Source organism: Pseudomonas japonica (genome assembly GCF_013522925.1).
GTDB lineage: Bacteria > Pseudomonadota > Gammaproteobacteria > Pseudomonadales > Pseudomonadaceae > Aquipseudomonas > Aquipseudomonas japonica_A.
This window is the reverse complement of record NZ_JAAMQU010000008.1, coordinates 144,156-169,409: the sequence shown is the minus strand read 5'-3', so window position 1 is coordinate 169,409 and position 25,254 is coordinate 144,156. Positions and strand designations below refer to the sequence as shown.

Annotated in this window: 23 protein-coding genes; 9 read left to right on the top strand and 14 right to left on the bottom strand. The window is 61.3% G+C overall.

Going from position 1 to position 25,254, the window contains the following annotated elements; genetic code table 11:
* Positions 1-482: 482 nt before the first annotated feature.
* Positions 483-1,046: a hypothetical protein gene (locus G7016_RS14755; RefSeq protein ID WP_181115548.1), complete on the top strand. Its 564-nt coding sequence runs from the start codon at positions 483-485 to the stop codon at positions 1,044-1,046.
* Positions 1,047-1,092: 46 nt separating this feature from the next.
* Here G7016_RS14755 and G7016_RS14750 read toward each other — a convergent pair whose 3' ends face one another.
* The 4 genes from G7016_RS14750 to G7016_RS14735 are packed head-to-tail and all read right to left on the bottom strand — an operon-like array spanning position 1,093 to position 4,540.
* Positions 1,093-2,250 (bottom strand): osmoprotectant ABC transporter ATP-binding protein OsmV, encoded by a 1,158-nt coding sequence (locus tag G7016_RS14750; protein ID WP_181115545.1) that lies wholly within the window; start codon positions 2,248-2,250, stop codon positions 1,093-1,095.
* Entirely contained in the window at positions 2,247-2,900 is a 654-nt protein-coding gene (locus tag G7016_RS14745; protein WP_181115541.1) for an ABC transporter permease, read from the bottom strand. The genes G7016_RS14750 and G7016_RS14745 overlap by 4 nt, the downstream gene beginning before the upstream one ends.
* Positions 2,897-3,805, bottom strand: a complete 909-nt coding sequence (locus tag G7016_RS14740) for a glycine betaine ABC transporter substrate-binding protein (RefSeq protein ID WP_181115539.1) — start codon at positions 3,803-3,805, stop codon at positions 2,897-2,899. Before G7016_RS14740 ends, G7016_RS14745 begins: the two co-directional genes overlap by 4 nt.
* A 15-nt stretch (positions 3,806-3,820) precedes the next feature.
* Positions 3,821-4,540, bottom strand: a complete 720-nt coding sequence (locus tag G7016_RS14735; protein ID WP_181115535.1) for an ABC transporter permease — start codon at positions 4,538-4,540, stop codon at positions 3,821-3,823.
* Between the two features lie 425 nt (positions 4,541-4,965).
* Between G7016_RS14735 and G7016_RS14730 the strand changes: the two genes are divergently transcribed.
* The 4 genes from G7016_RS14730 to G7016_RS14715 all read left to right on the top strand — a co-directional run bounded on the left by G7016_RS14730 (position 4,966) and on the right by G7016_RS14715 (position 7,841).
* Positions 4,966-5,334 (top strand): type II toxin-antitoxin system RelE/ParE family toxin, encoded by a 369-nt coding sequence (locus G7016_RS14730; protein ID WP_181115533.1) that lies wholly within the window; start codon positions 4,966-4,968, stop codon positions 5,332-5,334.
* On the top strand, positions 5,327-5,656 hold the full coding sequence (locus tag G7016_RS14725) for an XRE family transcriptional regulator (RefSeq protein WP_181115531.1): 330 nt from the start codon (positions 5,327-5,329) through the stop codon (positions 5,654-5,656). The genes G7016_RS14730 and G7016_RS14725 overlap by 8 nt, the downstream gene beginning before the upstream one ends.
* 213 nt (positions 5,657-5,869) lie before the next feature.
* Positions 5,870-7,459 carry a peptide chain release factor 3 gene (locus G7016_RS14720; protein ID WP_181115529.1) on the top strand — a complete coding sequence of 530 codons (1,590 nt, stop codon included), beginning with the start codon at positions 5,870-5,872 and terminating at the stop codon, positions 7,457-7,459.
* A 55-nt stretch (positions 7,460-7,514) separates the two neighbouring features.
* On the top strand, positions 7,515-7,841 hold the full coding sequence (locus G7016_RS14715; RefSeq protein WP_181115527.1) for an EthD family reductase: 327 nt from the start codon (positions 7,515-7,517) through the stop codon (positions 7,839-7,841).
* Positions 7,842-7,957: 116 nt separating this feature from the next.
* Here the strand turns inward: G7016_RS14715 and G7016_RS14710 are convergent, their stop codons facing one another.
* The gene (locus tag G7016_RS14710) at positions 7,958-8,935 is read right to left on the bottom strand and encodes an SDR family NAD(P)-dependent oxidoreductase (protein WP_258195197.1); all 978 of its coding nucleotides are present in this window, start codon (positions 8,933-8,935) and stop codon (positions 7,958-7,960) included.
* 348 nt (positions 8,936-9,283) lie between these two features.
* Between G7016_RS14710 and G7016_RS14705 the strand changes: the two genes are divergently transcribed.
* Positions 9,284-10,222: a hypothetical protein gene (locus tag G7016_RS14705; protein ID WP_181115525.1), complete on the top strand. Its 939-nt coding sequence runs from the start codon at positions 9,284-9,286 to the stop codon at positions 10,220-10,222.
* 167 nt (positions 10,223-10,389) lie between these two features.
* On the opposite strand, the gene G7016_RS14700 is transcribed toward G7016_RS14705, so the two are convergent.
* The 9 genes from G7016_RS14700 to G7016_RS14660 all read right to left on the bottom strand — a co-directional run bounded on the left by G7016_RS14700 (position 10,390) and on the right by G7016_RS14660 (position 21,419).
* Positions 10,390-11,235 carry an MBL fold metallo-hydrolase gene (locus G7016_RS14700; RefSeq protein ID WP_181115523.1) on the bottom strand — a complete coding sequence of 282 codons (846 nt, stop codon included), beginning with the start codon at positions 11,233-11,235 and terminating at the stop codon, positions 10,390-10,392.
* Positions 11,236-11,482: 247 nt separating this feature from the next.
* A complete protein-coding gene (locus G7016_RS14695) occupies positions 11,483-12,457 on the bottom strand; it encodes a peptide ABC transporter ATP-binding protein (RefSeq protein ID WP_181115521.1) in 975 nt (324 codons plus the stop codon).
* Complete coding sequence (locus G7016_RS14690; protein ID WP_181115519.1) at positions 12,457-13,425, bottom strand: ABC transporter ATP-binding protein; 969 nt, start codon at positions 13,423-13,425, stop codon at positions 12,457-12,459. Before G7016_RS14690 ends, G7016_RS14695 begins: the two co-directional genes overlap by 1 nt.
* A 10-nt stretch (positions 13,426-13,435) precedes the next feature.
* Positions 13,436-14,347: an ABC transporter permease subunit gene (locus G7016_RS14685; protein WP_181115517.1), complete on the bottom strand. Its 912-nt coding sequence runs from the start codon at positions 14,345-14,347 to the stop codon at positions 13,436-13,438.
* Between the two features lie 10 nt (positions 14,348-14,357).
* Positions 14,358-15,368, bottom strand: a complete 1,011-nt coding sequence (locus G7016_RS14680) for an ABC transporter permease subunit (RefSeq protein WP_181115515.1) — start codon at positions 15,366-15,368, stop codon at positions 14,358-14,360.
* Between the two features lie 105 nt (positions 15,369-15,473).
* Positions 15,474-17,069, bottom strand: coding sequence for an ABC transporter substrate-binding protein (locus G7016_RS14675; protein WP_181115513.1), 1,596 nt, complete (start codon positions 17,067-17,069; stop codon positions 15,474-15,476).
* A gap of 75 nt (positions 17,070-17,144) precedes the next feature.
* Entirely contained in the window at positions 17,145-18,551 is a 1,407-nt protein-coding gene (locus G7016_RS14670) for an OprD family porin (protein ID WP_181115512.1), read from the bottom strand.
* Between the two features lie 299 nt (positions 18,552-18,850).
* Positions 18,851-20,452, bottom strand: coding sequence for an ABC transporter substrate-binding protein (locus G7016_RS14665; protein ID WP_181115510.1), 1,602 nt, complete (start codon positions 20,450-20,452; stop codon positions 18,851-18,853).
* Between the two features lie 265 nt (positions 20,453-20,717).
* The gene (locus G7016_RS14660; RefSeq protein ID WP_181115508.1) at positions 20,718-21,419 is read right to left on the bottom strand and encodes an SIMPL domain-containing protein; all 702 of its coding nucleotides are present in this window, start codon (positions 21,417-21,419) and stop codon (positions 20,718-20,720) included.
* A 150-nt stretch (positions 21,420-21,569) separates the two neighbouring features.
* Here G7016_RS14660 and G7016_RS14655 point away from each other — a divergent pair, with 150 nt between their 5' ends.
* The 3 genes from G7016_RS14655 to G7016_RS14645 all read left to right on the top strand — a co-directional run bounded on the left by G7016_RS14655 (position 21,570) and on the right by G7016_RS14645 (position 25,200).
* Positions 21,570-22,829, top strand: a complete 1,260-nt coding sequence (locus tag G7016_RS14655; RefSeq protein ID WP_181115506.1) for an ATP-binding protein — start codon at positions 21,570-21,572, stop codon at positions 22,827-22,829.
* On the top strand, positions 22,822-23,385 hold the full coding sequence (locus G7016_RS14650) for a response regulator transcription factor (RefSeq protein WP_181115504.1): 564 nt from the start codon (positions 22,822-22,824) through the stop codon (positions 23,383-23,385). Before G7016_RS14655 ends, G7016_RS14650 begins: the two co-directional genes overlap by 8 nt.
* A gap of 75 nt (positions 23,386-23,460) precedes the next feature.
* The gene (locus G7016_RS14645) at positions 23,461-25,200 is read left to right on the top strand and encodes an ABC transporter ATP-binding protein/permease (RefSeq protein ID WP_181115502.1); all 1,740 of its coding nucleotides are present in this window, start codon (positions 23,461-23,463) and stop codon (positions 25,198-25,200) included.
* The last annotated feature ends 54 nt before the right edge of the window (positions 25,201-25,254 follow it).

The window sequence follows — 25,254 nt, the reverse complement described above, 5'->3', positions numbered from 1 at the left end:
GAGACTCCTCGGGGGAAGCGTGAATGAAAGTGGCTGTACTGAACGCCCTCCGTATCCCCACTTTGGTTCGCCTACTTCCCAAGGCTGTTCGCCGAAAGCAAAAAGGTCACCCCTGGAAGCGGCTGAGCTTGGCCTTGTGTGGCCTGCGCTCGCCGGCTTCCGAAATAAGGAAGTGACCTTGCTGTCTCGTCGTCAGTACTTGAGCCGGATGGATCGTTTCCAGCATGGACGTTCGGCGCGCACTGTAGGGCGTAAGGGGAGTGAGATCAACTAAAAATGTCGCGTTTAAATAAATTCAACGTCGCATTTAAATAAATTAAACAGCTCTGAGGCTTTGTTGTTACGACTGCGATCACAAGAGGGTGTTCTTGGTATCCGACCCCAGCGCCCTTTCCTACACTCAGGGGTGGCTTACCAGTCTTCGAACAGTGACGCGGCGGCGTGCAGATTTTGCGGCTCCTCACATACAAGGACGTTTTCCTGTGTTTATCAAAGACCCGAGCCGTTCATTCATTGCCACTGTTGCCACGCAAGCCTTGGGCAACCCTGGCTGGTGGGATTGCCGCGATGTGCAGATCGTCGGCGAGAAGGTCGCCTATACGGCAGTTCCCTGGCTCACCGTGCTGGATGCCCCGGGAGCCGAGCCGGCCAAGTTTCGTTTCGACTATTACCGGGACCCGGACACCGGCAAATGGGGTTACGAGGTGCTGTCCTGGGATTTCCTGCATGGAAGGGGCTTCGCATCCCTGGGTGTCAAGTTCGGCCTGAGCGTCAACAACTATGTGGGGCTTTACCCGGCGTCCTCTGAAGTTGGCGCACTGTGGAAACTGTTTGATGCCGACGGCCACGGCTTCGATCAGGTGCCGGCGCTTGGGCCCATTTCTGGCATGCACCTGCGCTCGCCGCGCAAACGAATGCTCGGCGCTCATGGCTGTGTTGCGGTAGGTGACCATTGGCTAAGCTATGTGGTCGATGACAGCGGCGTGCCGATGGACTTGACCCTGGATGTGGTGCTGGTGGGTGAGGAACCGATCGACGATCACTAGCGCGCTCAACCAGGGTCGCCCGGCCAGCCCGGGCGACCTCACAGCCTCACCCTACCGCCTGCTCGGCCGGCGACACGATGGAAGTCTTCATCCCGCGCGAACGCCCGGAGCTGAGGTAGGCGGCAATGGACTCTTGTGTGACCTCGCCCTGGAACACTTGCTCGGCGTTCATTACCGGCAACCACGAGCGGTTGAACTCGTACATGCGCGACAGCAGGATCCGACAGTTTTCCTGCGAGGCCGCCGTGGCCGTGAACGGGCGCAGGAAGCTTTCGCACTGGCCTTCCTGGCGGTGCAAGTCGCGGCGGCGCACGTAACCCAGGCCGCGGTTCTGTGCGTCGGTGACTACCACGTAGCGCCGATCGTGTTCGTCCATCAGCTCCACGGCGTCGGCCACCGGCGTGTCCGGGCTCACGGACGGCGCGTTGTCGGCCGCTTCTTCGGCCTTTACCAGCAGCAAGCGCTTGAGGGTGCTGTCCTGGCCCACGAAGTTGCTGACGAAATCGTCCACCGGGTGGGCGAGCAGGGTGTCGGGGTGGTCCAGCTGCAACAGCTTGCCCGCGCGGAATATCGCGATCTTGTCGCCCAGCTTCAACGCTTCGTCGATGTCGTGGCTGACCATGATCACGGTCTTGTTCAGTGCCCGCTGCATCTCGAAGAATTCGTTCTGGATCATCTCGCGGTTGATCGGGTCCACGGCGCCGAAAGGCTCATCCATCAGCAGCAATGGCGCATCCGCCGCCAAGGCACGAATCACCCCGATGCGCTGCTGCTGGCCGCCCGACAGTTCGCGCGGGTAGCGGCTCAAGTACTGTTTGGGCTCGAGCTTGATCATGCTCATCAGCTCCCGGGCTCGCTCGCGGCAGCGGTCTTTGTCCCAGCCCAGCAGGCGCGGCACCACGGTAATGTTCTCTTCGATGGTCATGTTCGGGAACAGTCCGATCTGCTGAATTACATAGCCGATCTTGCGGCGTAGCGTCACTTCGTCCAGCGAGCTGGTGTCCTCGCCATTGATCAGTACCTTCCCGGAAGTGGGCTCGATCAGCCGGTTGATCATCTTCAAGGTGGTGCTTTTGCCGCAACCGGAGGGGCCCAGGAATACGCAGATCTCGCCCTCGTTCACGGTCAGGCTCACGGCGTCCACGGCGCGAACGTCCTTGCCGTTGCTGTTGAACGTCTTGGTCAGGTTCTGGAGTTCGATCATTTGAGCAATCCTTTTGGTGTCAGCGAGCGTTGCAGCCATTGCAGGAAGAGGTCGGCGACGATGGCGAGCAGGCTCACCAATACCGCGCCCACCACCAGCATCGACATGTCGCTGCGGCTGATGGAAGTCAGGATAAGTACCCCGAGGCCGCCGGCCCCGATGGTGGCGGCGATGGTCATTACGCCGATGTTCATCACTACGGCAGTGCGCACCCCGGCCAGGATGACCGGTACCGCAATTGGCAGTTCCACCATGCGCAAACGCTGGCCGAAGGTCATGCCGATGCCCTTGGCCGCTTCACGGATGCCAGGCTCCACGCTGGTAAGCGCCAGGTAGGTATTGCGCAGGATGGGCAGCAGTGAATAAAGGAACACCGCAGTGATCGCCGGCAGCGGGCCGAGGCCTTGGCCGAACTTCGAATAAAACGGCAACAGCAGGCCGAAGAGGGCGATGGACGGGATGGTCAGCAACACCGTGGCGGCCGCCTGTAATGGGCCAGCCAGCACGGGGAAGCGCGTCATCACGATACCCAGCGGTACGCCGATCAGGATGGCCAGGCTTACGGCAATGCCTACAAGCATCACGTGCTGGCCGGTGAGGTGCAGCACCTGCTGCCAGTCGATGTGCTGGAAGGTCGCGAGCATGTTCATTTCGCCTCCTTCAGTTCAGGGTGCTGGGCGAGGAACGCATCGGCCACCGCGCCGGGGTTTTCATGGTCCACGTCCACGCGCGCGTTCAACTGGCGCATGGTGGCGTTGTCCAGCAGTTCGGCCAGGGGCTTGAGCAGCGTTGCCAGTTGCGGGTACTGGTCCAGCACGGCCTTGCGCACCACGGGCGCTGCGGTGTAGTCGGGGAAGTAATGGCGGTCGTCTTCCAGCACTTTCAGCTTGAAGGCATCCAGCCGGCCATCGGTGGTGTACACCAGGCCGGTGAACACCTGGCCGTTGCGCAGGGCGGTGTACACCAGGCCGGCGTCCATCTGGCGAATGTCACGGCGATCGAACGCCAGGCCGTAGGCTTGGGTAAGGCCTACCAGCCCGTCCGGGCGGTTGGCGAACTCGGTGTCCAGTGCAAGCACGTGGTCCTCGTCCTTCTCGCGCTTCACCAGCTCGTTCAGCTGGCTGATGGTGTTCACCTCGGGGTAGCGCTGGGCGACCTTGTCGGGGAACGCCAGGGCGTAGGTGTTGTTGAACTTCGAGGGCGCCAGCCACACCAGGCCCTTTTGCGCGTCCAATGCTTTCACTCGTGCATAGGTAGCGTTGCTGTCGAGCTTTTCGTTGACGTGGTTATAGGAAACCAGCGACACCCCGGTGTATTCCCACAGCAGGTCCAGTTGCCCGCTTTCCTGGGCGCTGCGGGCGATATTGCTGCCCAGGCCGCCGGTGATTTCAGTACGGAAGCCCTTGGTCGCCAGGTACTTCGAGGTGAGCGTGGCCAGTACGGTCTGCTCGGTAAATACCCGCGCGCCGATGCGCAGCAAGGGTTGTTCGTCTGCCGCCTGGGCAATGCCCGAGAACAGCAGGGCTGCCGCCAGCAGCCAGCCTGATTTGTTCATGTGCGTGTCCTTGTGTCAGCGGGCAGGGGCGAGGCCGCGTTCCAGCCAGGTACGGCTGATCACCAGCACCAGGCCATCGAGCATCAGTGCCAACAACGCGGTACAGGCCGCGCCCAGCACCAGCTGAGGCTGATTGTTCAGCGCAATGCCAGGGAATATCAGGCTGCCGAGGCTGTTGGCGCCGATCAGGAACGACAACGGCGCGGTGCCCACATTGAGCGCCAGCGCCACCCGTACCCCACCGATGATGATCGGCACGGCGTTGGGCAGCTCCACTTGCCACAGCACCTGGCGCGGGGTCATACCGATACCGGTGGCGGCTTCCTTCAGCGAGCCGGGAACGTTCTTCAGGCCTTCATAGGTGTTGCGCACGATGGGCAGCAGCGAGGCAAGGAACAGCGCCAGAATGGCCGGGCCGCTGCCAATGCCGAGAATGCCAAGGGCAATGGCGAGCACAGCGAGAGGCGGGACGGTATTACCGATGTTGAACACTTGCATGAAGCGTTCGGCGTGCCTGGCCATGGCCGGCCGGCTGAGCAGTACACCCGCGGGAATGCCGATCAACAGAGCGGCGAACATGGACACCAGCACAAGCACCAGGTGGGCTTGCAGGTAGAACAGCAGGTCTTGCTGGTAATGCAGCACGGTTTCAACGCCGATCCAGTGGATCAGCAGGGCCAGGACGGCGAGCACAGCGGCGCACCCTACCAGGCCCGTTCCATAGCGTGTGGCCATAGAAACTCCTGTTTATCGGTCTGCGCCAACACGCTCGGCGATGCCCTGGGAGGGATGCGTTCGGGTGTTGGCGCGAAGTGCGGTTCGGGCCTGGGCGGCAAGCGCCTGGCGAACCCTGAGCACGACCCCGTCAGGTCGCGAATTGCCAATATTGCTGCCGCGCAAGCGAAGCGGTTACGGGGCAATGGACGGCTCCAGTGTTTTAAAGGTTCCCATAGTTCAGGAGCAGTTGGCCAGCGCCTATTGGGGTTGGGTGGGTTTGCCGGACTTCCGAGCATGGGGTTCCGGCGCAGGAATGGGGTAGACTTCAAGGTACTGATTTGCAAGCCGTATAGCTCAAGCGGTAGCGCTTTGACGGCAGCCAACACGAGCAGGATGCTCCCAGACTATTCGTTTGACGGAATAGTCATTTAAAGGTATATACAGTGAAGTGGCTTATCGAGTTTTGTGATGAGTTTGACATTGAGTTCGAGGCCATGGCGGCAGGGGTTCAGGAAGAGTTACTAGCACAGCTCAGGGTGCTGGAACGGTTTGGACCTGAGCTGGGACGGCCCTACGTCGACACCCTGAACGGCTCGAGACATGCCAACATGAAAGAACTCCGGTTTAAGGCCGACGACGGAGTCTGGCGTGTGGCTTTTGCTTTTGACCCGCAAAGAAAAGCGGTCGTTCTGATAGCGGGCGACAAGTCGGGCAGCAGCGAAAAAAGATTTTATAAAGTTCTGATCAAGAGCGCGGATGACCGATTTCGTCGGCATCTAGCCTCTTTGAAGAAGGAGAACGGCAATGGCTAGGTCCCTTGATCAAGTAATGAGCACCTTGTCGGCTTCACGTAGGCAGAAGGTGGAGCAGCGTGGTCATGAACTCATTCAAGAGCAATTGACTCTGCAAGCGCTCCGCAAAGAGCTGAACCTCACTCAAGAGGCGGTGGCTGGGCTTCTGGATATGAAGCAGGCAAATGTTTCCAAAGTAGAAAAGCGCACCGATATGCTGATTTCTACACTGCGAGGTTACGTGGAGGCGATGGGCGGAACGCTGGAATTGGTCGCCCGGTTGCCCGGCCGCGAGCCAGTAAGGCTGGAAGGTTTTCGTGACTTGAAGGCTGATAGCAATTAGAGGCTTCAAAAAGCCGCACTGACCTGGCTATTGCTGGACAAAAGCGCTTGGGCATTTGCACTCGAAACGGCCCCAGACGAGGCGACGCCAACGTATCGGACAATAGAGGCTGCCCTTTGATAGAATGCGCGGTTTCCCGCGCGGCCTGTTGAACCAGCCAAAGGCGCCTTTTCAGCTGTGTACATACCAGCGTGCACAATCGAGATTTTCGCGATGTCCGACAGCAAAATTGTCAACGAAGTTAATAGCAGACGCACGTTTGCAATCATTTCCCACCCCGACGCCGGTAAAACCACCATCACTGAAAAGCTGTTGCTGATGGGCAAGGCAATTGCGGTGGCCGGTACGGTCAAGTCGCGCAAATCGGACCGCCACGCCACGTCCGACTGGATGGAAATGGAGAAGCAGCGCGGCATCTCCATCACCACGTCCGTGATGCAGTTCCCCTACCGCGATCACATGATCAACCTGCTCGACACCCCGGGCCACGAAGACTTCTCCGAAGACACTTACCGCACCCTTACCGCGGTGGACTCGGCGCTGATGGTGCTCGACGGCGGTAAAGGGGTAGAGCCGCGCACCATCGCCCTGATGGACGTATGTCGCCTGCGTGACACGCCCATCGTGAGCTTTATCAACAAGCTGGACCGCGACATACGTGACCCGATAGAGCTGCTGGACGAGATCGAGGCGGTATTGAAGATCAAGGCCGCGCCCATCACCTGGCCGATTGGCTGCTATCGGGATTTCAAGGGCGTGTATCACCTCGAAGGCGATTACATCATCGTCTACACCCCTGGCCACGGCCATGAGCGTACCGAAGTGAAAATCATCGAGAAGCTGGATTCGGACGAAGCCCGCGCCCACCTCGGTGACGAATACGAGCGGTTCATCGAGCAGTTGGAGCTGGTACAGGGCGCCTGCCATCCGTTCGACCAGGACGAGTTCATGAATGGCCAGCTCACGCCGGTCTTCTTCGGCACCGCCCTGGGCAACTTCGGTGTGGACCACGTGTTGGACGCGGTAGTGAACTGGGCCCCGCGCCCACTGGCCCGCGTGGCGCACGAGCGCACCGTGGAGCCTGTCGAAGAGAAATTCACCGGCTTCGTGTTCAAGATCCAGGCGAACATGGACCCCAAACACCGCGACCGTATCGCCTTCATGCGCATCTGCTCGGGCCGCTACGACCAGGGCATGAAGATGCGCCACGTGCGCACCGGCAAGGACATGCGCATCGGCGACGCGCTTACGTTCTTCTCCTCCGAGCGTGAGCAACTGGTAGAGGCCTTCGCGGGCGACATTATCGGGTTGCACAACCACGGCACCATCCAGATCGGCGACACCTTCACCGAAGGCGAAAGCCTTGGCTTTACCGGTATTCCGCACTTCGCTCCGGAGCTGTTCCGCCGCGTGCGCCTGAAGGACCCGCTCAAATCCAAGCAGCTACGCCAAGGCCTGCAGCAATTGGCCGAGGAGGGCGCCACCCAGGTGTTCTTCCCTCAGCGCAGTAACGACATCATCCTCGGCGCGGTGGGTGTGCTGCAGTTCGACGTAGTTGCCAGCCGCCTCAAGGAAGAATACAAGGTGGAATGCGCCTACGAGCCGATCACCGTGTGGTCGGCCCGCTGGATCTCCTGCGACGACAAGAAGAAGCTCGAGGAATTCGAGGTCAAGGCCATGGAAAACCTGGCCATCGACGGCGGCGGTCACCTGACTTACCTGGCCCCTACGCGGGTGAACCTGTCGGTGATGGAAGAGCGCTGGCCGGATGTGAAATTCCGCGCCACCCGCGAGCACCATTGATTCATCACCAATAGCGCTTATGCTTGGGCCTTTCTCAATGACGAAGGGCCCTCGCATGATCAAGGTTTCCGTTCTCTACCCCAACGCCAACGGCGCCACGTTCGATCACGATTACTACCTGAACAAGCACATGGCCCTGGTGAGCGAACGCCTCGGCCCCAGCCTGCTCTCGTACAGCGTGGACAAGGGCGTGGTGGGTGACGAAGCTGGCACCCCGCCGTTGTACGTGACCCAATGCAACCTGTATTTCGAATCCATGGCCAGCCTGGCCACGGTGATGGGCGCCCATGGCGGCGAGCTGAACGCCGACGTGCCCAACTTCACCAACATCACCCCGGTGACGCAGGTGAGTGAAGTGTTGGTGGACACCCGGGGGGCATAAGCCTGGCCCCGGTGCGATAGGCCACCCCTCCCGCGACAATGAAGCTGCCCAGCATCAGGAACATCCACGATGCTGGCGCGGCCCCGAGCACCCAGCCACACGCCGTGGGGGTGGGGTTAACCGCAGCTGCCCTGTATGCCCTGGCCAGCTGTTACCGGCTCATGCACGCTACCTGAAGTCGCTGGCGCCGGCGGATGCATTTCGATCTCGCCTTTTTCCGTAAAGATCCCGGTGAGCCGCTCGTTGATACTCGGCGCCACGCGGTGCCCCCAGTACGCCAGCTTTGCCTTGTATCCCACCCGGATCTCTTTGATGGGTTCGAGGCAGGCACGAATGATCGCGTTCACTACTTTCTCTGGGCCATCCATGGTTGGCATTCGAGCCTCATGGCCGGTGTAGTTGCCGGCATGCTCCCACAAGGGGGTATCCAGCGCCCAAGGCATCACGGTGCATACATGAATGTCGCGGCCCTGAGTGAGCCGCAGCTCTTCATTAAGTACCCGGCCCAGCATCAGCACACCGGCCTTGGAGGGCGAATAGGCACCTTGGTACGCATGGGGGATTTCACTGTCCACCGAGCCAACGTTGATCAAGGTGCCATGCCCCTGAGCGCGAAAGTGTTTCATCGCAAGGTAGCTGCCGATCACTTGGCCCTTGAGGTTGATGTCCAGCAAACGCAGATGGTCTTCCAGAGGGATGTCTTCAAAGCGCCCTACGGTGACGACGCCTGCGTTGTTGATCCAGCCGTCGATATTCCCGAACCGGCCTATAGCGCGCTCGGCCAGGTGCTTCATCTGTGCGGTATCGCTGACATCGGTTGCCACAGCCAAGGCTGTTCCGCCTGCACGCTGGATCTCGGCCGCCAGGCTCGTCAACGCGTCCAGCCGGCGCGCGGCAAGCACCACATTCGCGCCGCTTCGGCCAAGCTCCAGCGCAGCGCCGCGGCCTACGCCGCTGGAAGCCCCGGTGACGACAAATGTTCTGTCGGCGAGCCTGGCTTTGTCAGCAGGCCGGGGTGGGCGGGTGGTACGGCCGGAAAGCACAAGGGCGGCAGCCGGGAGGGCGAGCAACAGGGGCCAGGCACGCAAGGACATGGGTTTGATCTCTCATGACGGGGGCTATGCATCCTGACCGGCTCGGTTGGGTCGAGTTGTTCAGTTGAACGTACCCCGTCGACAGGCGGCTATACCCTGGCCGCCTCTAAAGCGTTCTTCCATCGTTATGACCGCAGATTGTGCGAAAAGCCATGCCGAACCGGCTTTTTGCCATGTTGCATAACACCATGGAAAAAGTGAGGGATCCCGCATTTTGCATGATCTGGCGCGCGCCGCCGCTGCTTAAACACCTGATTTTGCGAGGGGCAAGGATTTTCCATCGCTGGCACGCCCACTGCATTCGCCTTGAGTGACGGACTTATTGCTAACTAAAAAAGGCCTCACTAAATGATCACTTCTGCCGAATATCCATCTGCCGTTTCTGACGGCCCCAATCGCTCAGGAGTCTCCTGGGCAGCCATCTTCGCAGGCGCCGCAGGTGCCGCAGCGTTGACATTGATTCTGGTAGTCGCGGGCGCGGGGTTAGGCTTCGCCGCAACATCGCCGTGGGCGAACGAGGGGGCCAGCGCGAAAACACTGGGTATTTCCAGCATTCTGTGGCTGCTGGTGACGGCCATCCTCGCTTCTGGGCTAGGTGGCTACCTGGCCGGCCGGTTGCGTGTGAAGTGGGCCAACCTGCATGGGGACGAAGTGTATTTCCGTGATACCGCCCATGGTTTCCTGTCCTGGGCCGTTGCCACGCTGGTGACCACGGCAATGATCGTAGGCACCGCGGGTAATATCGCTGGAGCGGGCGCGCAGGCCGGTGCCAGTGTGGCATCCGGCGCAGCGAGCATGGTAGGAAGCGCCGCCGGCGGCGCGGCCGCCAATGCGAACGGTGGCAACCCGATGGATTATTTCACCGACACCCTGTTCCGTAGCAACGGGCCTGCTTCTGTGAGTGATGATGCCGCCAATGGTGTGGCTGGGCGGATCTTCTCCAAGGCGCTGTCGGGTGACGGCACACTGAACGCCGATGACCGTACCTACCTGGCGCAACTGGTGGCCCAGCGCACCCGCTTGAGCCAACCGGAAGCCGAAGCCCGTGTTGACCAGGTGTATGCGCAGGTACGCAAAGCGGCAGACGACGCCAAGCTCAAGGCTCAGCAAGCTGCCGATGCTGCTGCCAAGGCCGCTGCCTGGGCTTCCCTGTGGACCTTCATCACCCTGCTGTGTGGTGCCTTCGCTGCCAGCCTGGCGGCACTGTTCGGTGGCCGTCAACGCGATCAGGCCCGCTGGATTGAAGACCGCCACGCTACCCAAACCACCACCGTTCCCGTTCGCTAAGCCAACGGACCGACCAACGAAGGAGAAACATCATGCGCTCCCTACTGCTGTGGTTCCTGGGCATCCCGATCCCGATCATCATTCTGATTGCGCTGTTCGTCCATTGACGCAAATGCGCTGACAAAGAACGCCGCAATCCTCGATTGCGGCGTTTGCGTTTGCGCAGGTTATAAGCGCCTGGGGTTCGCCGCTTGCGCGCGCTCGAGTTCCAGCGCGTCATGGCTGCAGAACATGCGCACCTGCTGGTCGGCAGCCAGGGACAGCGCCCGCAAGCGGTTCTGGTTATCAACCCGCTGTTTGTGGTCGTACTCCATCATGCGCTGATAGAAGCGCAGCCCGGGCGTGCATTCCCGCCGATGGTTGCCGATTTCGCCCCGGTAAAAGTACGCATCGCCAGCATGCAGCAGCCAACCGTCCCCGGTGCGTACGGCCACGCCTGCGTGCCCTGGGGTGTGGCCTGCCAGCGGTACCAACAAGATATCGTGGCTGTTGGCGCCTATCAGGGTGCGCACCGCGTCGAAACCATTCCAGCGTTCACCTTGGGGCTGATAAAAGGCCCAATCGGTCACGCCGTTCCACTGCTTTTCGCGAAACCTGCGGGTGTCGCGCCAGCCTGCCGCCGAACGCGCCGCGTCCATTTCCGTTTGCATCACGTGCACCCGGGCATTGGGGAAGTCTTCAAGGCCACCGGCGTGGTCGAAATCCAGGTGTGTCAGCACGATATGTCGCACATCCTGGGGATCGAAGCCCAGTTGGCGCACCTGTTCCAGCGCGGTGTACCGGTGCTCGAAACGGATGTTGTTGAAGTATCGGAAAAAGGTGCTCAGACGCGCCTCGGGACGAGCGACGTCGGTGGTACCGAAGCCGGTATCGACCAGCACCAGGCCGTCGGTGTCGGTTTCGATCAACAGGCAATGGCACACCAGCCGTGCCGTAAGGCCACGGCTGAAGCCATCGAACAACGCCCCGCCGAGGGGGCACATGCAGCCGCAGTTAAGGTGATGAACGCGCATAGGGACCTCCGCACAGGGCTATACAGCAGCGACTGTGCGGGGCGACGGTGCGATCCCTTAGGGCGATAAGCGGAGCCTCTAGGAGACCTTTAATCCTTGTGGGAACTGTCTTGCGCAGTTTTTCTAAGCCCTTATTCGCGAGCTCCGCCCGTCTCCTACAGGATTCAGTTCAGTCTGTGGGAAGCGGCGGGGCCGGCCCTCCGGCGGCAGCTCGCGAATTGGGGGCAATTTTCGCGGGCTGGCGCCCTCAGGCTTTCAGAAACTGCTCCGCATAGTGGCAAGCCACTTGGCGGGTACCCACCGGGCGGAAGGCAGGCACGTCGGTTACGCATTTTTCCGTGGCATACGGGCAGCGTTTGTGGAAAGCGCAGCCCGATGGCGGGTTGAGTGGGTTGGGCAGCTCGCCAGCGATCTTGATCCGGGGCTTGTCCGGGTTGGGCTTGATGGTCGGGGTGGCCGACAGCAGCGCCTGGGTGTAGGGGTGCAGCGGGTTATGGTACAGGTCTTCCTTGGGGCCCATTTCCGCTGGCCGGCCCAGGTACATCACCAGCACGTCATCCGCCACGTGGCGCACTACCGCCAGGTTGTGAGAGATGAACACGTAGGCGGTCTGGTACTGCTGCTGCAGGTCCATGAACAGGTTCAGCACCTGCGCCTGGATGGAGACGTCCAGCGCCGAGGTCGGTTCGTCCGCCACCAGTACCTTGGGTTGCAACATCATGGCCCGGGCGAGGGCGATGCGCTGGCGCTGGCCGCCCGAGAACATATGCGGGTAGCGCTGATAGTGCTCAGGGCGCAGGCCCACCTGCTGCATCATCGCCTGCACTTTTTCGCGGCGCTCGGTGCGCGACAGGTTGGTGTTGATCAGCAGGGGTTCGGCCAGCTGGTCGCCGATCTTCTGCCGCGGGTTGAGCGAGGCATAAGGGCTCTGGAACACCATCTGCACGTCACGGCGCAATTGCTTGCGCTGTTCCTTGCTGGCACCCGCCACTTCCTGGCCGGCGATCTTCAGCGAACCGGAGCTCGGTTCTTCGATCAGGGTAAGCTGGCGGGCCAGGGTGGACTTGCCGCACCCGGATTCGCCAACCACGGCCAGGGTTTTCCCGGCTTCCAGTTCGAACGACACGCCATTGAGCGCTTGCACGGTCGCGTGAGGCTTGAACACCCCCTGGGAAACGTCATAGTGGCGAGTGAGCTCGCGGGCGGTAAGTACGACGCTCATTACGCCACCTCCTGGTTACGCGGGTAGAAGCAGCGGGCCAGGCTCTGGGCTTTCTGGTCCAGAGCAGGGCGCTGCTGACGGCAGTTTTCCTGAACATAGGGGCAGCGGGGCGACAGCAGGCAACCGTGTGGACGGTCGTAGCGGCCCGGCACGATACCCGGCAGCGTGGACAGCCGCTCGGCGCCTTCGCTGTGCTCTGGAATCGCCGCCAGCAGTGCTTCGCTGTAAGGGTGCGCGGGTGCGTCGAACAGCTGCGGCACATGGCCCACTTCCACTGCCTGGCCGGCGTACATCACGCACACGCGCTGGGCGGTTTCAGCCACCACGGCCAGGTCGTGGGTGATCAGGATCAAGCCCATGTCCTGGTCCTTCTGCAGGGCCAGCAGCAGTTCCATGATCTGCGCCTGAATGGTCACGTCCAGCGCGGTAGTGGGTTCATCTGCGATCAACAGCTTGGGCTCGGCGGCGATGGCCATGGCGATCGCAACGCGCTGGCTCATGCCGCCCGAGAGCTGGTGCGGATACGCGTCAAGGCGGCTGGCGGCTGCGGGGATCTCTACCTTTTGCAGCAGCTCCAGTGCGCGGGCGCGGGCAGCACGGCCCGACAGGCCAAGGTGCGCGCGCAGCACTTCCTCAATCTGGAAGCCCACGGTGTAGCTGGGGTTCAGGGCAGTCATCGGGTCCTGGAAGATCATCGCCAGGTCTTTGCCCACCACTTGCCGGCGCTGGCGCTTGCTCAGCTTGAGCATGTCATGGCCATCGAAGCGCAGTGCATCGGCGCTGACGATACCGGGCGCCTCTACCAGGCCCATCAGGGCCATCATGGTGACGGACTTGCCGGAGCCGGACTCGCCCACGATGGCCAGTACTTCACCACGGTCCACGGCCAGGTCCAGGCCATCGACCACAGGTACTGCATTGGCGTCGCCGAAGCGCACGCTCAGGTTCTTGATTTCGAGCAGTGACATGTAGGCGTCCTCAAATCGCGTTCTTGAGTTTCGGGTCCAGCGCATCGCGCAGGCCGTCGCCCATCAGGTTGATCGCCAGCACACTGAGCAGAATGGTCAGGCCAGGCAGGCTCACTACCCACCAGGCGCGCTCGATGTAGTCCCGCGCCGAGGCCAGCATGGTGCCCCACTCCGGGGTAGGTGGCTGAACGCCCAGGCCCAGGAAGCCCAGCGCGGCAGCGTCGAGAATGGCGGAGGAGAAGCTCAAGGTAGCCTGCACGATCAGCGGCGCCAGGCAGTTGGGCAGCACAGTGACGAACATCAGCCGAGGCAGGCTGGCGCCGGCCAGCTTCGCTGCGGTGACGTAGTCACGGTTGAGCTCGCCCATCACGGCGGCGCGGGTAAGGCGCACGTAAGACGGCAGCGAGACCACCGCGATGGCAATCACGGTGTTGATCAGGCCAGCACCCAGGATGGCCACGATGGCCACTGCCAGCAGCAGCGACGGCAGGGCCAGCATGATGTCCATCAGGCGCATGATCGAAGGCCCGAGGATGCGCGGGAAGAACCCGGCTACCAGCCCCATGAGAATGCCCGGGATCAGCGACATCACCACCGAAGACAGGCCGATCAGCAACGACAGCCGTGCGCCGTGGATCAACCGGGACAGCAGGTCGCGGCCCAGCTCATCGGTGCCCAGCAGGTATTGCATCTGGCCACCCTCGGACCAGGACGGCGGCGTGAGCAGCGCGTCGCGGAACTGCTCGCTGGGGTCGAACGGGGCGACCCAGGGCGCGAACAGGGCGCAGAACACCACTACAATCATGAACAGAAGGCCGGCGACCGCACCCTTGTTACGGGCGAAGGCCTTCCAGAACTCCTTGAGCGGAGAAGGGTAGAGCAGGCTTTGGTCAGCTGCCACGGGTTGAGCTTGGGTTGTCATGGTAGTGATCTCAGCGCTGGTGACGGATGCGTGGGTTGGCCAGGCCGTAGAGGATATCCACTACGAAGTTGACCAGGATGATCAGGCAGGCAATCAACAGAATGCCGTTCTGCACCACGGGGTAGTCACGGGCGCCAATGGCTTCGATCAGCCACTTGCCGACGCCCGGCCAGGAAAAGATGGTTTCGGTCAGTACCGCGCCCGCCAGCAGCGTGCCCACTTGCAGCCCGAACACCGTGAGTACCGGGATCAAGGCGTTGCGCAGGCCGTGCACGAACACCACGCGCGTGGGCGAGAGACCCTTGGCACGTGCGGTGCGAATGTAATCCTCGCGCAGTACTTCAAGCATCGAGGAGCGGGTCATGCGGGCGATCACCGCCAGCGGAATGGTGCCCAGTACGATCGCCGGCAGAATCAGGTGCCGAAGGGCATCCATCCACGCGCCTTCGTCATCGGTGAACAGGGTGTCGATCAGCATGAAGCCGGTTTTCGGCGGAATGTCGTAGAGCAGGTCGATACGCCCCGACACTGGCGTCCAGCCCAGCGTGACCGAGAAGAACATGATCAGGATCAAACCCCACCAGAAGATGGGCATCGAATAGCCGGCCAGGGAAATACCCATCACACCATGGTCGAACAAGGAGCCTCGTCGCAGCGCCGCGATCACACCGGCCAGCAGGCCGAGCACGCCGGCGAAGATCAGCGCGGCGATGGACAGCTCCAGGGTGGCGGGGAACAGCGAAGTGAATTCGCTCCACACGCTTTCCCTGGTACGCAAGGACTGGCCTAGGTCACCGTGGGCGAGCTGGGCGATGTAGTTGCCGTACTGCACGTACAACGGCTTGTTCAGCCCCAGGCGTTCCATGGCCTGGGCGTGCATTTCGGGGTCGACCCGCCGTTCTCCCATCATCACTTCCACCGGGTCTCCGGGGATGAGGCGTATCAACGCGAACGTCAGTAGGGTGATGCCGAAGAAGGTAGGGATCAACAATCCCACTCGGCGGGCAATAAAACTCAGCATTTCAGGGTCATACCTCGTCGGCCAGTACGGCCGAGGCGGGCAAAGGATGTCCCTGCCCGCCTCGGAGCCCGCCGCTGGCCTGGATGGGGCCGCGGCAGGTCGGTTTTACTTCACCTGGGTGGTGGCGAAGTTGTTATTGGTCATCGGGCTGATATGGAAGCCCTCGACAGTTTTACGCATCGCCACGAACAGCTTGGGGTAGGCCAGGCTGATCCACGGTTGGTCCTTGTGGAAGATCTCCTGGGCTTGCTCATAGAGCGCCGCCCGTTTGGCCGGTTCCGTCTCGGCCCGTGCCTGCGAAAGCAGGCTGTCGAACGCCTCGTTGCACCAGCGCGCGGCGTTTTCCCCGCTCTTGGCTGCATCGCAGCTGAGGTTGGGGGTAACGAAATTGTCCGGGTCGCCGTTGTCGCCGGCCCAGCCATAGAAAGCTAGATCGTGCTCGCCAAGCTTGATGCGCTTGACCAGCTCGCCCCACTCAAGAATGCGGATATCCGCGTTCAGGCCTACCTTGGCCATGTCCGCCTGCAGCAACTGCGCGGCCAGCGCCGGGTTGGGGTTGGTCACCCCACCGCCGTTGCGCGTGAACACCGTGAAACGGGTGCCTTCAGGCACGCCAGCTTCCTTCAGCAAGGCCCGTGCCTTTTCAAGGTCGTGCGGGCGGTCGGCGATTCTAGAGTTGAAACCGAGCAACGTCGATGGGTAAGGCCCGGTACCGACCGTTGCGTTGCCCTCGCCGAACAACGTTTTGACCAGGTTGTTCTTGTCCAACGCCAGGCCAATCGCCTCGCGCACCCGTACATCGCTGAGGTATTTGTGCGAGGTGTTCATGGCCAGGTAGCTGACCACCAGTGCCTCCAGCTCATCCACACGCACGTTCGGATCGGCTTTAAGGCCCTTCACGTCATCGGGCTTGGGGTACAGCGCTACCTGGCATTCATTGGCCTTGAGCTTTTGCAGGCGAACGTTGCTGTCCACGGTAATCGCGAACACCAGTGGGTCTGCTGGCGGCTTGCCCTTGTAGTAGTCCGGGTTGGCCTTATACCGGATTTGCGCGTCCTTGTTGTAGCGCGCAAGGATGAACGGTCCGGTGCCGATCGGCTTGGTGTTCAGGTCGTCGGTTTTGCCGGCCTTGAGCAATTGGTCGGCATATTCGGCCGAGTAAATCGACGCAAAGCCCATGGCCAGGTCCCGCAGGAACGGCGCCTCGGGATGGTTGAGCTCGAACGTCACGGTATGGTCGTCGACCTTGCTCACGTTTTTGAGCAGGTCCTTGAAGCCCATGGCTTCGAAATACGGGAAGCCCATCGAGGATTTTTCATGCCACGGGTGCTTGGGGTCCAGCTGGCGCTGGAAGCTCCACACCACGTCGTCGGCGTTGAATTCACGGCTGGGCTTGAAGTAATCGGTGGTGTGGAATTTCACGCCTTGGCGCAGGTGGAAGGTGTAGGTCTTGCCGTCTTCGGAGATATCCCAACGTTCCGCCAGGCCGGGCTCGATGTCCGTGCTGCCAGGGGTGAAGTCCACCAGGCGGTTGAATACCGTTTCCGACGACGCGTCAGCCGTGGTGGCCGCAGTGTATTGCACGATGTCGAACCCTTCGGGGCTGGCCTCGGTGCACACCACCAATGGTTTGGCGCTGGCCATCGCGGCCAGGCCGAACAAGGCGGCGCCGATGGCAACGCGCAAGGAATGGCTTTTCATGGAAGACCTCTCGCTATCAATGGCAGCGTAGCCGGGGCAGCGGATTCGTCGAACCCGCCGCCCCGGTTGCCGGGTTTACAGGATGTTGAATGGAACGGTGGTTACGATGCGCAGCTCGTTCAAGCTGCCGTCGGGCTGGAAGGTTTTGTTGGAATCGTCCTTGCTGCCACGGTGGATGGTGTAGGTGGCACGCACGGTGGTCGCTTTAAGCGGGCCGCTTTGCACGGCATAGGACGTACCCACGCCATATTCCTGGTGGTGTTCGCCGTCCATGTAGCTCAGGTCGCCGTAACCGGTGCTGCGATAGTGGGTACCGTCGATGCCCCAGCCGCGAGCGCTGTATGCACTGAATTTCAAGCCAGGCACGCCGTACTTGGCCATGTCCACGCCGTAGGCGATCTGGAAGGATTTCTCGTTCGGGGCGTTGAAGTCCGACAGCAGGGAGTTGGCCAGGAAGATGCCGTTGGTTTCGTGCAGGTAATCGAAGTACTCGTTGCCGTTCACTTCCTGGTAGGCCAGGGTCAGGCTGTGGGCCCCGTGGGTGCCGGTGAAGCTCAGGCTGTAGGTGTCGTTGTCGATGCTGCCCAGCTTGCTGGAGCCTTCGTCCTTGGTTTTGTAGTAGTTCAGGCCAGTGGTAAGTGCAAATACGTCGGCATCACCCAGCTCGTGGGTCAGGCCCAGGTAGTACTGGTTCCACAGGTCTTTGGCCTGGGTGGCGTACAGGCTGGCTTCTACGCTCTTGAACGGCTTGTACACGGCACCAAAGGTGTTCACGTGGTCGGCGCTGACGGAACGGTCGCCGTATTCGCTCACGAACTTGGTGAGGCTTTGTTCGGTCCGTGGCGATACGCGGTCGAAGGTGCCAGCGTCGATGGCCAGGTTGTCGAACTCTGCGCTATGCAGGCTGATCCCTTCGAAGCTCGAAGGCAGGGCACGGTTGCCGATGGTCGCGACCATGGGCGTGTTCATGCTCTGGCGGCCGGCGGTAAGGGTGGTGTTGGAGTAACGCGCCTTGAGGTTGCCCAGGCCCAGCTTGCTCCACTGGTCCACGGCCTCGCCGTTGTTTTCGGCCAGCGTGCGGTTGCTACCACCGACAATTTGCCCCTTGCCTTGCTCAAGGGCGACTTCGTTATAAAGGGCGCCTTCTACCGCAAAGCCCACGGTGCCTTGGGTGAAGCCCGAGGTGTAGTTGACGATAGTGCCTTGGGTCCAGGTCTTGCGGTCATTGGTCTTTTCGACCACGCCGTTGTTTTTCGGAACCGTGAACTGACCACCGTTGGTGTTCTTGAATTTTTCCTGGGCGAAGAAGTTACGGGTAGTACCCGACAACGACTGGCCTTCAACGAAGCCAGTGGCTTCGCTTTGCGCGCTGGTGCTCTTCACGGTAAGCGGCACGAACTCCTGGCTGGCGGGTTCGGCGAGGGCATAGGTGCTGAGGCTGCCGATGGCAATGGCCAGCAAAGTGCGTTGTGTGGTTTTCATTAAGTGGTAGCTCCTGACTGCTTTTTTCCCCGGTAGCCAAAGCTCCGGGTATTTCTTTTGTGATTACGGTGAAGCGAAACCCGGCGCTGTGCGGCGTTCGGGCATGGCGTTGCCGCCCCGTTCTGCACGAACAGGTTGGCGAACGGCCGAAACTACGTTCGGTCGTTGAACAGGGGAATGCGAAATATCCGAGAGTGTTGTGGGAATGTTCGGCCTGCTGCGTCAAACAGCGACGCAGCCACCTCTCGCACCGTGGCCGTCCTGGCCACGGTGATCGAGCGATATGGGCTTACTTGGGGTCAGTCCTTGATGCCAACCCCATAGAAGGAGTTGAGGCCGAACGGGCTGATCTTGAAATCCTGCACGCTGGCACGCATCGGCTGGTACACCGTGGAGTGCGCGATGGGGGTCATCGGCACTTGCTGCTTGAGCAGTTGTTGCGCCTGCTTGTACAGCTCGGTGCGTTTGCTCTGATCCGGGGTAGCCTTGGCCGCCTTGATCAGCTTTTCGTAGTCCGGGTTGCAGAACTTGCCGAAGTTGTTGCCATTGACCGCGTCGCAGCTGAACAGGGTGCCCAGCCAGTTGTCGGGGTCACCGTTGTCACCGCTCCAGCCGATCAGCATGGCGTCGGTTTCACCGTTCTTGGCGCGCTTGATGTATTCGCCCCACTCGTAGCTGACGATCTTGGCCTTGATGCCCACCTTGGCCCAATCCTGCTGAAGCAGTTCGGCCATCAGCTTGGCGTTGGGGTTGTAGGGGCGCTGTACCGGCATGGCCCACAGCTGGATCTCGGTGCCTTCGGCAACGCCGGCTTCCTTGAGCAGCTCTTTGGCTTTTTCCGGGTTGTAGCCGGCATCCTTGATAGTGGTGTCGTAGGACCACTGGGTTGGCGGCATGGCGTTCACGGCCAGCTGCCCAGCGCCCTGGTACACCGCAGTGAGGATGGCCTGCTTGTTAACGGCCATGTCCAGCGCCTGGCGAACCTTGATGTTATCCAGCGGCTTGTGGGTCACGTTGTACGAGATGTAGCCCAGGTTGAAGCCAGCCTGGTTCGGCATCTGCAGGTTCTTGTCCGCTTCCAGCGGCTTGATGTCAGCCGGGCGTGGGTAAGCGGTGATCTGGCACTCGTTCTTCTTCAGCTTCTGCATGCGCACGGAAGCGTCGGTGGTGATGGCGAAGATCAGGTTGTCGACCTTCACGTCCTCAGGCTTCCAGTAGTCCTTGTTGCCCTTGTAGCGGATCTGGGCGTCTTTCTGGTAGCGGCTGAACACGAACGGGCCGGTGCCAATCGGCTGCTGGTTGATGTTCTCCGGCTTGCCTTCCTTGAGCAACTTGTCGGCGTACTCGGCGGATTGGATCGAAGCGAAGCTCATGGCCAGGTTCTGGATGAACGCGGCGTCCACATCCTTGAGGGTGAAGCGAACGGTAGCGTCGTCCAGCTTCTCTACCTTGGTGATGTTCGCGTCCATGCCCATGTCGGTGAAGTACGGGAACTCGGTGGGGTACGCCTTGCGGAACGGCATGTCTTTGTCGAGCATGCGGTTGAAGGTGAACAGCACGTCGTCCGCGTTGAAATCACGGGTGGGCTTGAAGTAGTCGGTGGTATGGAACTTCACGCCCTGGCGCAGGTGGAAGGTGTAAGTCAGGTTGTCCGGCGAAACGTCCCAGCTGGTGGCCAGCCCTGGCTCGACCTGGGTACCGCCACGCTGGAACTGCGTGAGGCGGTTGAACATGGTTTCGGCGGAGGCGTCGAAGTCCGTGCCGGTGGTGTATTGGCCTGGGTCGAAGCCTGCCGGGCTCCCTTCCGAGCAAAACACCAGGTTCGAAGCAGCTTGGCTCAGCGGGGTAACGGCGAGCAAGCCTGCGCCAACCAGGAACGGAATGACTGCGTGTTTGAGCATGGGGGCCTCATTGTTGTCTTTTTTTCGAAAAGAGGACGGCCTTGTGAGCCTTCCTGCGGATACTTATGCAGGGGCCATACCGAATGCAATGCCAAAGGGTAAGACAGGTCTGAAAATGCGGTACGAACGTACTCTAATGTCGCATGGATATAAATTTGAGATGAATTAACCAGTTGGTTGGTCATTTTCACCGCCGTTTCGCCGTTAGCGTGGGCGAGTTTTCGCCGCGGCGCACCTCTTTGGTGCGTCGCGCATGAGGGTTGCGCTACTGAAGCTGCAATTCGATGGTGCCGTCGGCGCTCATCGTTACCTCGGTGGTACCTGCCTCCACGTCAGGTGCTACCGCTTCAGCCCTGGCCGCCTTCATCATCATTGCGGGGCGGATATAAGGCTGCGGCACGCCGCTGCTGTTCAGGCTCAGGTTCACGATCTTGTAGCCCTGCGCGCCCATGGCCTGGCGGGCGATTTCCGCCCTGGCCTTGAAGGCCTCGATCGCATCCTTTATGAGTGCGTTCTCGCTCTGCTGCCGGGTCGCGGTGGCAATGCTGAAGTCCATCCCGCCCAGCTTGAGGCTTTGCTGCAACTCGCCGGTAAGGCCTGCCAGCGCCGCGAAATCCTGGCTTTCCAGGCGCAGTTCCGCCCGCTCGCGCCACGCTACGATGTTCTGGCCCTTGTCGTCATACACCGGGCTGCTGTTGCGGCTGCCCTGGCGAATGGTTACACCCTTGGCCTGGCGAGCCTTGGCAAGCGCCTCGTTCAGGCTTTTTGTCACGGTTTCGGCAAGCCGGGCGGGGTCGGTGTCCTGGGCTTCGCTGTAGAGGGTCACGCTCATCAGGTCCCGCGCCACTTCGCGGGAGGCCTCGGCGTGCAGTGTTACCTGGTTGTAGCGGGCCTCATCGGCAAGCGCAGGCGCAGCGAGCAGCGCCATGCAAAGGGCGAGGGCAGAATGGCGAAGGCGTGGGGTCATGGGTAATTCCTTGTTCGGTGTGTCTTTGGGACTGAGATCATCAAAGGCGGTTCCGGCGATACCCGGCTGTGGTGGTTTGACGCAGCGCTGCCGAGGGTAGGGGAAGGTCGTTATACTGCGGCCATTGTTCTGAATGCACGCTGGAGAACCATGCTCGCTGCCCCGCCGTTATCCGCCAGCCGCCAGAACCTCTGGCGGCTGACCTTTGTGCGTATTCTCGTACTGGCTGCCCAGGCCGGTTCCGTGGGCTTCGCCTACCTTACCCATTTGCTGCCGCTCCCTTGGTGGCAATTGAGCGTTACCCTGTGCTTCTCGGCCATCTTGTGTGCCCTCACGGCGCTGCGCCTGCGCACCAGCCTGCCGGTAACCGAAGTGGAATACGCCGTGCAGCTGGCCTGCGACCTGCTGATTCACAGCGCCCTGCTGTACTACTCGGGCGGCAGTACCAACCCGTTCGTTTCGTACTATCTGGTGCCGTTGACCATTGCCGCGGTGACCTTGCCGTGGCGTTATTCGCTGATGCTCTCTGGCCTGGCGCTCGCCAGCTACACGTTGCTGCTGGTGCGCTTCTACCCACTCGAAACCTTCCCCGTCGCACGGGAAAACATGCAGATCTACGGCATGTGGCTCAGCTTCGCCCTGGCGGCGGCGGTAATCACGTTCTTCGCCGCGCGCATGGCCGAGGAGTTGCGCCGCCAGCATGAGTGGCGCGCGCAACGCCGCGAAGAAGGCCTGCGCGATCAGCAGTTGCTGGCCGTGGCCACCCAGGCTGCCGGTGCCGCGCATGAACTGGGTACGCCCTTGGCAACCATGAGCGTGTTGATCAAGGAAATGCGCCAGGACCACGCCGACCCAGCCCTGCAGGAGGACCTGCAGGTGCTGCAGGATCAGGTACAGCTTTGCAAGCAGACATTGCAGCAGCTGGTGCGCGCCGCCGAAGCGAACCGGCGCCAGGATGTGATCGAGCTGGACGTCACGGCCTGGCTCGACGAGGCGCTCAACCGCTGGCACCTCATGCGGCCGGAGGCGAACTACCGCTTGCAGCGGTTGGCACAAGGGGTGCCGCCGCGGCTTGCACCACCGGCCGACCTCACCCAGGCCCTGCTCAACCTGCTGAACAACGCCGCGGACGCGTGCCCGAATGACCTGGAAGTACACCTGGACTGGGACGATGAAAACATCTTCATCAGGATTCGCGACCACGGGCCGGGTGTGCCTCTGGCCATCGCCGAGCAAATCGGTAAACCTTTCTTTACTACAAAGGGCAAGGGCTTCGGCCTGGGCCTGTTCCTGAGCAAGGCCAGCGTTACCCGCGCTGGTGGCTCGGTAAGACTCTATAGTCACGAGGACGGCGGCACGCTCACCGAGCTGCGCCTGCCCCGCGACGCCCGAGGAGATACAGATGACTGACGAAACCCAGGTACCCGACGGCGAAGAACTGCCGCACCTGCTGCTGGTAGACGATGACGCGACCTTTACCCGCGTGATGGCCCGCGCCATGAGCCGGCGCGGCTTTCGGGTGAGCACCGCCGGTTCGGCCGAGGAAGGCCTGGCACTCGCCCAGCAGGACCTGCCTGACTACGCCGTGCTGGACTTGAAAATGGAAGGTGACTCGGGGCTGGTGCTGTTGCCGAAAATGCTCGAGCTGGACCCGGAAATGCGCGTGGTGATCCTCACCGGCTATTCCAGCATCGCCACCGCCGTGGAAGCCATCAAGCGGGGGGCCTGTAACTATCTTTGCAAGCCCGCCGACGCCGATGACGTACTTGCAGCGCTGCTGTCCGAGCATGCGGATCTGGACAGCCTGGTGCCGGACAACCCTATGTCGGTGGACCGGCTGCAGTGGGAGCATATCCAGCGGGTGCTGGCCGAACACGAAGGCAACATCTCGGCCACCGCGCGAGCGCTGGGGATGCACCGGCGGACCTTGCAACGCAAGCTGCAGAAGCGGCCTGTAAGGCGCTAGCCCTTACCTCGAGCCGCCGACCTTTTGTTCTCTGCCCGCCATGCCAGGCGGGCGTCTGGAAGCCTTGAGCGAATTATGACGGATAACGCTGAATACTCTGCAGTGAACGACGCTGTACGCGGGCACTTTTTCCGGCGCGTCTGGGGAATGGTCACGCCGTACTGGCGCAGTGAAGAAAAAGGCAAGGCCTGGCTGCTGCTGATTGCGGTGATCGGGCTGTCGTTGTTCAGCGTGGCGATATCAGTGCTGTTGAATAACTGGTACCGGGACTTCTACAACGCACTTCAGGAAAAAGACACCGCGGCGTTCAGCCACCTGATTCTGTATTTCGCAGGCATCGCCGCGATAGCGATCCTGGGGGCGGTCTATCGCCTCTACCTCACCCAGATGCTGACCATCCGCTGGCGCCGGTGGCTCACCCATCAGCACTTCGCTCGCTGGCTGGGGCGCAAGAATTACTACCACCTGGAGACCGGTGCCTACACCGATAACCCGGACCAGCGCATCAGCGAGGACATCAATAATTTCACCAGTTCCACGCTGTCACTGGGGCTGGGGTTGATCCGCACGGTGGTGAGCCTGGTGTCTTTCTCGATCATCCTGTGGGGTGTGTCCGGCAGCATTGAAGTGTTTGGCATCACCGTGCCGGGCTATATGTTCTGGGCGGCGCTGATCTATGCCGTGGTCGGTAGCTGGCTGACGCACCTGATCGGGCGCAACTTGATCCCGCTGAACAACCGCCAGCAACGCTACGAGGCGGACCTGCGTTTCTCCCTTGTGCGGGTACGGGAGAACGCTGAGAGCATCGCTCTGTATAACGGCGAAGTGAACGAGCAAGCGCGGCTGGTGGATCGCTTCGGGCGGGTATGGGGTAACTTCTGGTCGCTGATGAAGGTGCAAAAGCGCCTCACATTCTTCACCGCTGGCTACAGCCAGATCGCGATCATTTTCCCGTTCGTGGTGGCGGCGCCGCGTTATTTCGCCGGCAAGATCCAGCTCGGCGAGCTGATGCAGATCAACTCGGCGTTCGGCAATGTGCAGGAAAACCTCAGCTGGTTCGTCGACGCCTATGCTTCCCTGGCCGAATGGCGCGCCACCTGCGACCGTTTGCTCAGTTTCCGCCAGGCCATGGATGAAAACGAAGCACGGCCCGAGGCTATCGACGTTCGCGAGCAGGGCCATATGCTGCATATCGCCGGCCTGGCGCTGGGGCTGGCCGACGGCCGCACCCTCCTGAGCGGCGCCAACCTGGATGTCGCCCCCACGGAGCGGGTGATGCTCAGCGGCCGCTCGGGCAGTGGTAAAAGTACCTTGCTGCGCGCATTGGGTGGGCTGTGGCCCCGAGGTGGTGGCGAGGTTCACATGCCGGTAGAGCGCTCACTGTTCCTGCCGCAAAAACCTTACCTGCCCATCGGCACCCTGCGTGAGGCGCTGAGCTACCCGTTGCCCGGCGACACTTATTCAGATGACCGTTATCGCGAGGCCCTGCAAAGCTGCCGGCTACCGCACCTTGAAAGCCGCCTCGATGAGAGTAACCACTGGCAGCGCCTGCTTTCGCCGGGCGAGCAACAGCGCCTGTCGTTCGCCCGTGCCTTGCTTTACAAACCTCAATGGCTGTTCCTCGACGAAGCCACCTCAGCCATGGACGAGGAAGACGAAGCGGTGCTCTACCAAAGCCTTATCGATCGGCTGCCGGGCTTGAGCATTATCAGCGTTGGCCATCGCAGCAGCCTGCGTCGCTTCCACCCCCGGTTGGTGCGTATCGAGGGCGGCCATTTGCAGCCGCAAGGGGAGGGCGTGCCTAGCGCAGTCTAAGGTGATCGTACAAGCACCTTTGCGCTATGATGGGGCGTGATCAACCCCGAGACC

Coding starts and splice junctions, on each gene's coding strand:
- G7016_RS14655 (WP_181115506.1), top strand. CDS start 21,570: ATGCTCGCTGCCCCGCCGTTATCCGCCAGCCGCCAGAACCTCTGGCGG.
- G7016_RS14675 (WP_181115513.1), bottom strand. CDS start 17,069: ATGAAAAGCCATTCCTTGCGCGTTGCCATCGGCGCCGCCTTGTTCGGC.
- G7016_RS14720 (WP_181115529.1), top strand. CDS start 5,870: ATGTCCGACAGCAAAATTGTCAACGAAGTTAATAGCAGACGCACGTTT.
- G7016_RS14680 (WP_181115515.1), bottom strand. CDS start 15,368: ATGCTGAGTTTTATTGCCCGCCGAGTGGGATTGTTGATCCCTACCTTC.
- G7016_RS14740 (WP_181115539.1), bottom strand. CDS start 3,805: ATGAACAAATCAGGCTGGCTGCTGGCGGCAGCCCTGCTGTTCTCGGGC.
- G7016_RS14650 (WP_181115504.1), top strand. CDS start 22,822: ATGACTGACGAAACCCAGGTACCCGACGGCGAAGAACTGCCGCACCTG.
- G7016_RS14710 (WP_258195197.1), bottom strand. CDS start 8,935: ATGTCCTTGCGTGCCTGGCCCCTGTTGCTCGCCCTCCCGGCTGCCGCC.
- G7016_RS14745 (WP_181115541.1), bottom strand. CDS start 2,900: ATGAACATGCTCGCGACCTTCCAGCACATCGACTGGCAGCAGGTGCTG.
- G7016_RS14725 (WP_181115531.1), top strand. CDS start 5,327: ATGGCTAGGTCCCTTGATCAAGTAATGAGCACCTTGTCGGCTTCACGT.
- G7016_RS14695 (WP_181115521.1), bottom strand. CDS start 12,457: ATGAGCGTCGTACTTACCGCCCGCGAGCTCACTCGCCACTATGACGTT.
- G7016_RS14645 (WP_181115502.1), top strand. CDS start 23,461: ATGACGGATAACGCTGAATACTCTGCAGTGAACGACGCTGTACGCGGG.
- G7016_RS14705 (WP_181115525.1), top strand. CDS start 9,284: ATGATCACTTCTGCCGAATATCCATCTGCCGTTTCTGACGGCCCCAAT.
- G7016_RS14690 (WP_181115519.1), bottom strand. CDS start 13,425: ATGTCACTGCTCGAAATCAAGAACCTGAGCGTGCGCTTCGGCGACGCC.
- G7016_RS14660 (WP_181115508.1), bottom strand. CDS start 21,419: ATGACCCCACGCCTTCGCCATTCTGCCCTCGCCCTTTGCATGGCGCTG.
- G7016_RS14750 (WP_181115545.1), bottom strand. CDS start 2,250: ATGATCGAACTCCAGAACCTGACCAAGACGTTCAACAGCAACGGCAAG.
- G7016_RS14670 (WP_181115512.1), bottom strand. CDS start 18,551: ATGAAAACCACACAACGCACTTTGCTGGCCATTGCCATCGGCAGCCTC.
- G7016_RS14685 (WP_181115517.1), bottom strand. CDS start 14,347: ATGACAACCCAAGCTCAACCCGTGGCAGCTGACCAAAGCCTGCTCTAC.
- G7016_RS14715 (WP_181115527.1), top strand. CDS start 7,515: ATGATCAAGGTTTCCGTTCTCTACCCCAACGCCAACGGCGCCACGTTC.
- G7016_RS14735 (WP_181115535.1), bottom strand. CDS start 4,540: ATGGCCACACGCTATGGAACGGGCCTGGTAGGGTGCGCCGCTGTGCTC.
- G7016_RS14700 (WP_181115523.1), bottom strand. CDS start 11,235: ATGCGCGTTCATCACCTTAACTGCGGCTGCATGTGCCCCCTCGGCGGG.
- G7016_RS14665 (WP_181115510.1), bottom strand. CDS start 20,452: ATGCTCAAACACGCAGTCATTCCGTTCCTGGTTGGCGCAGGCTTGCTC.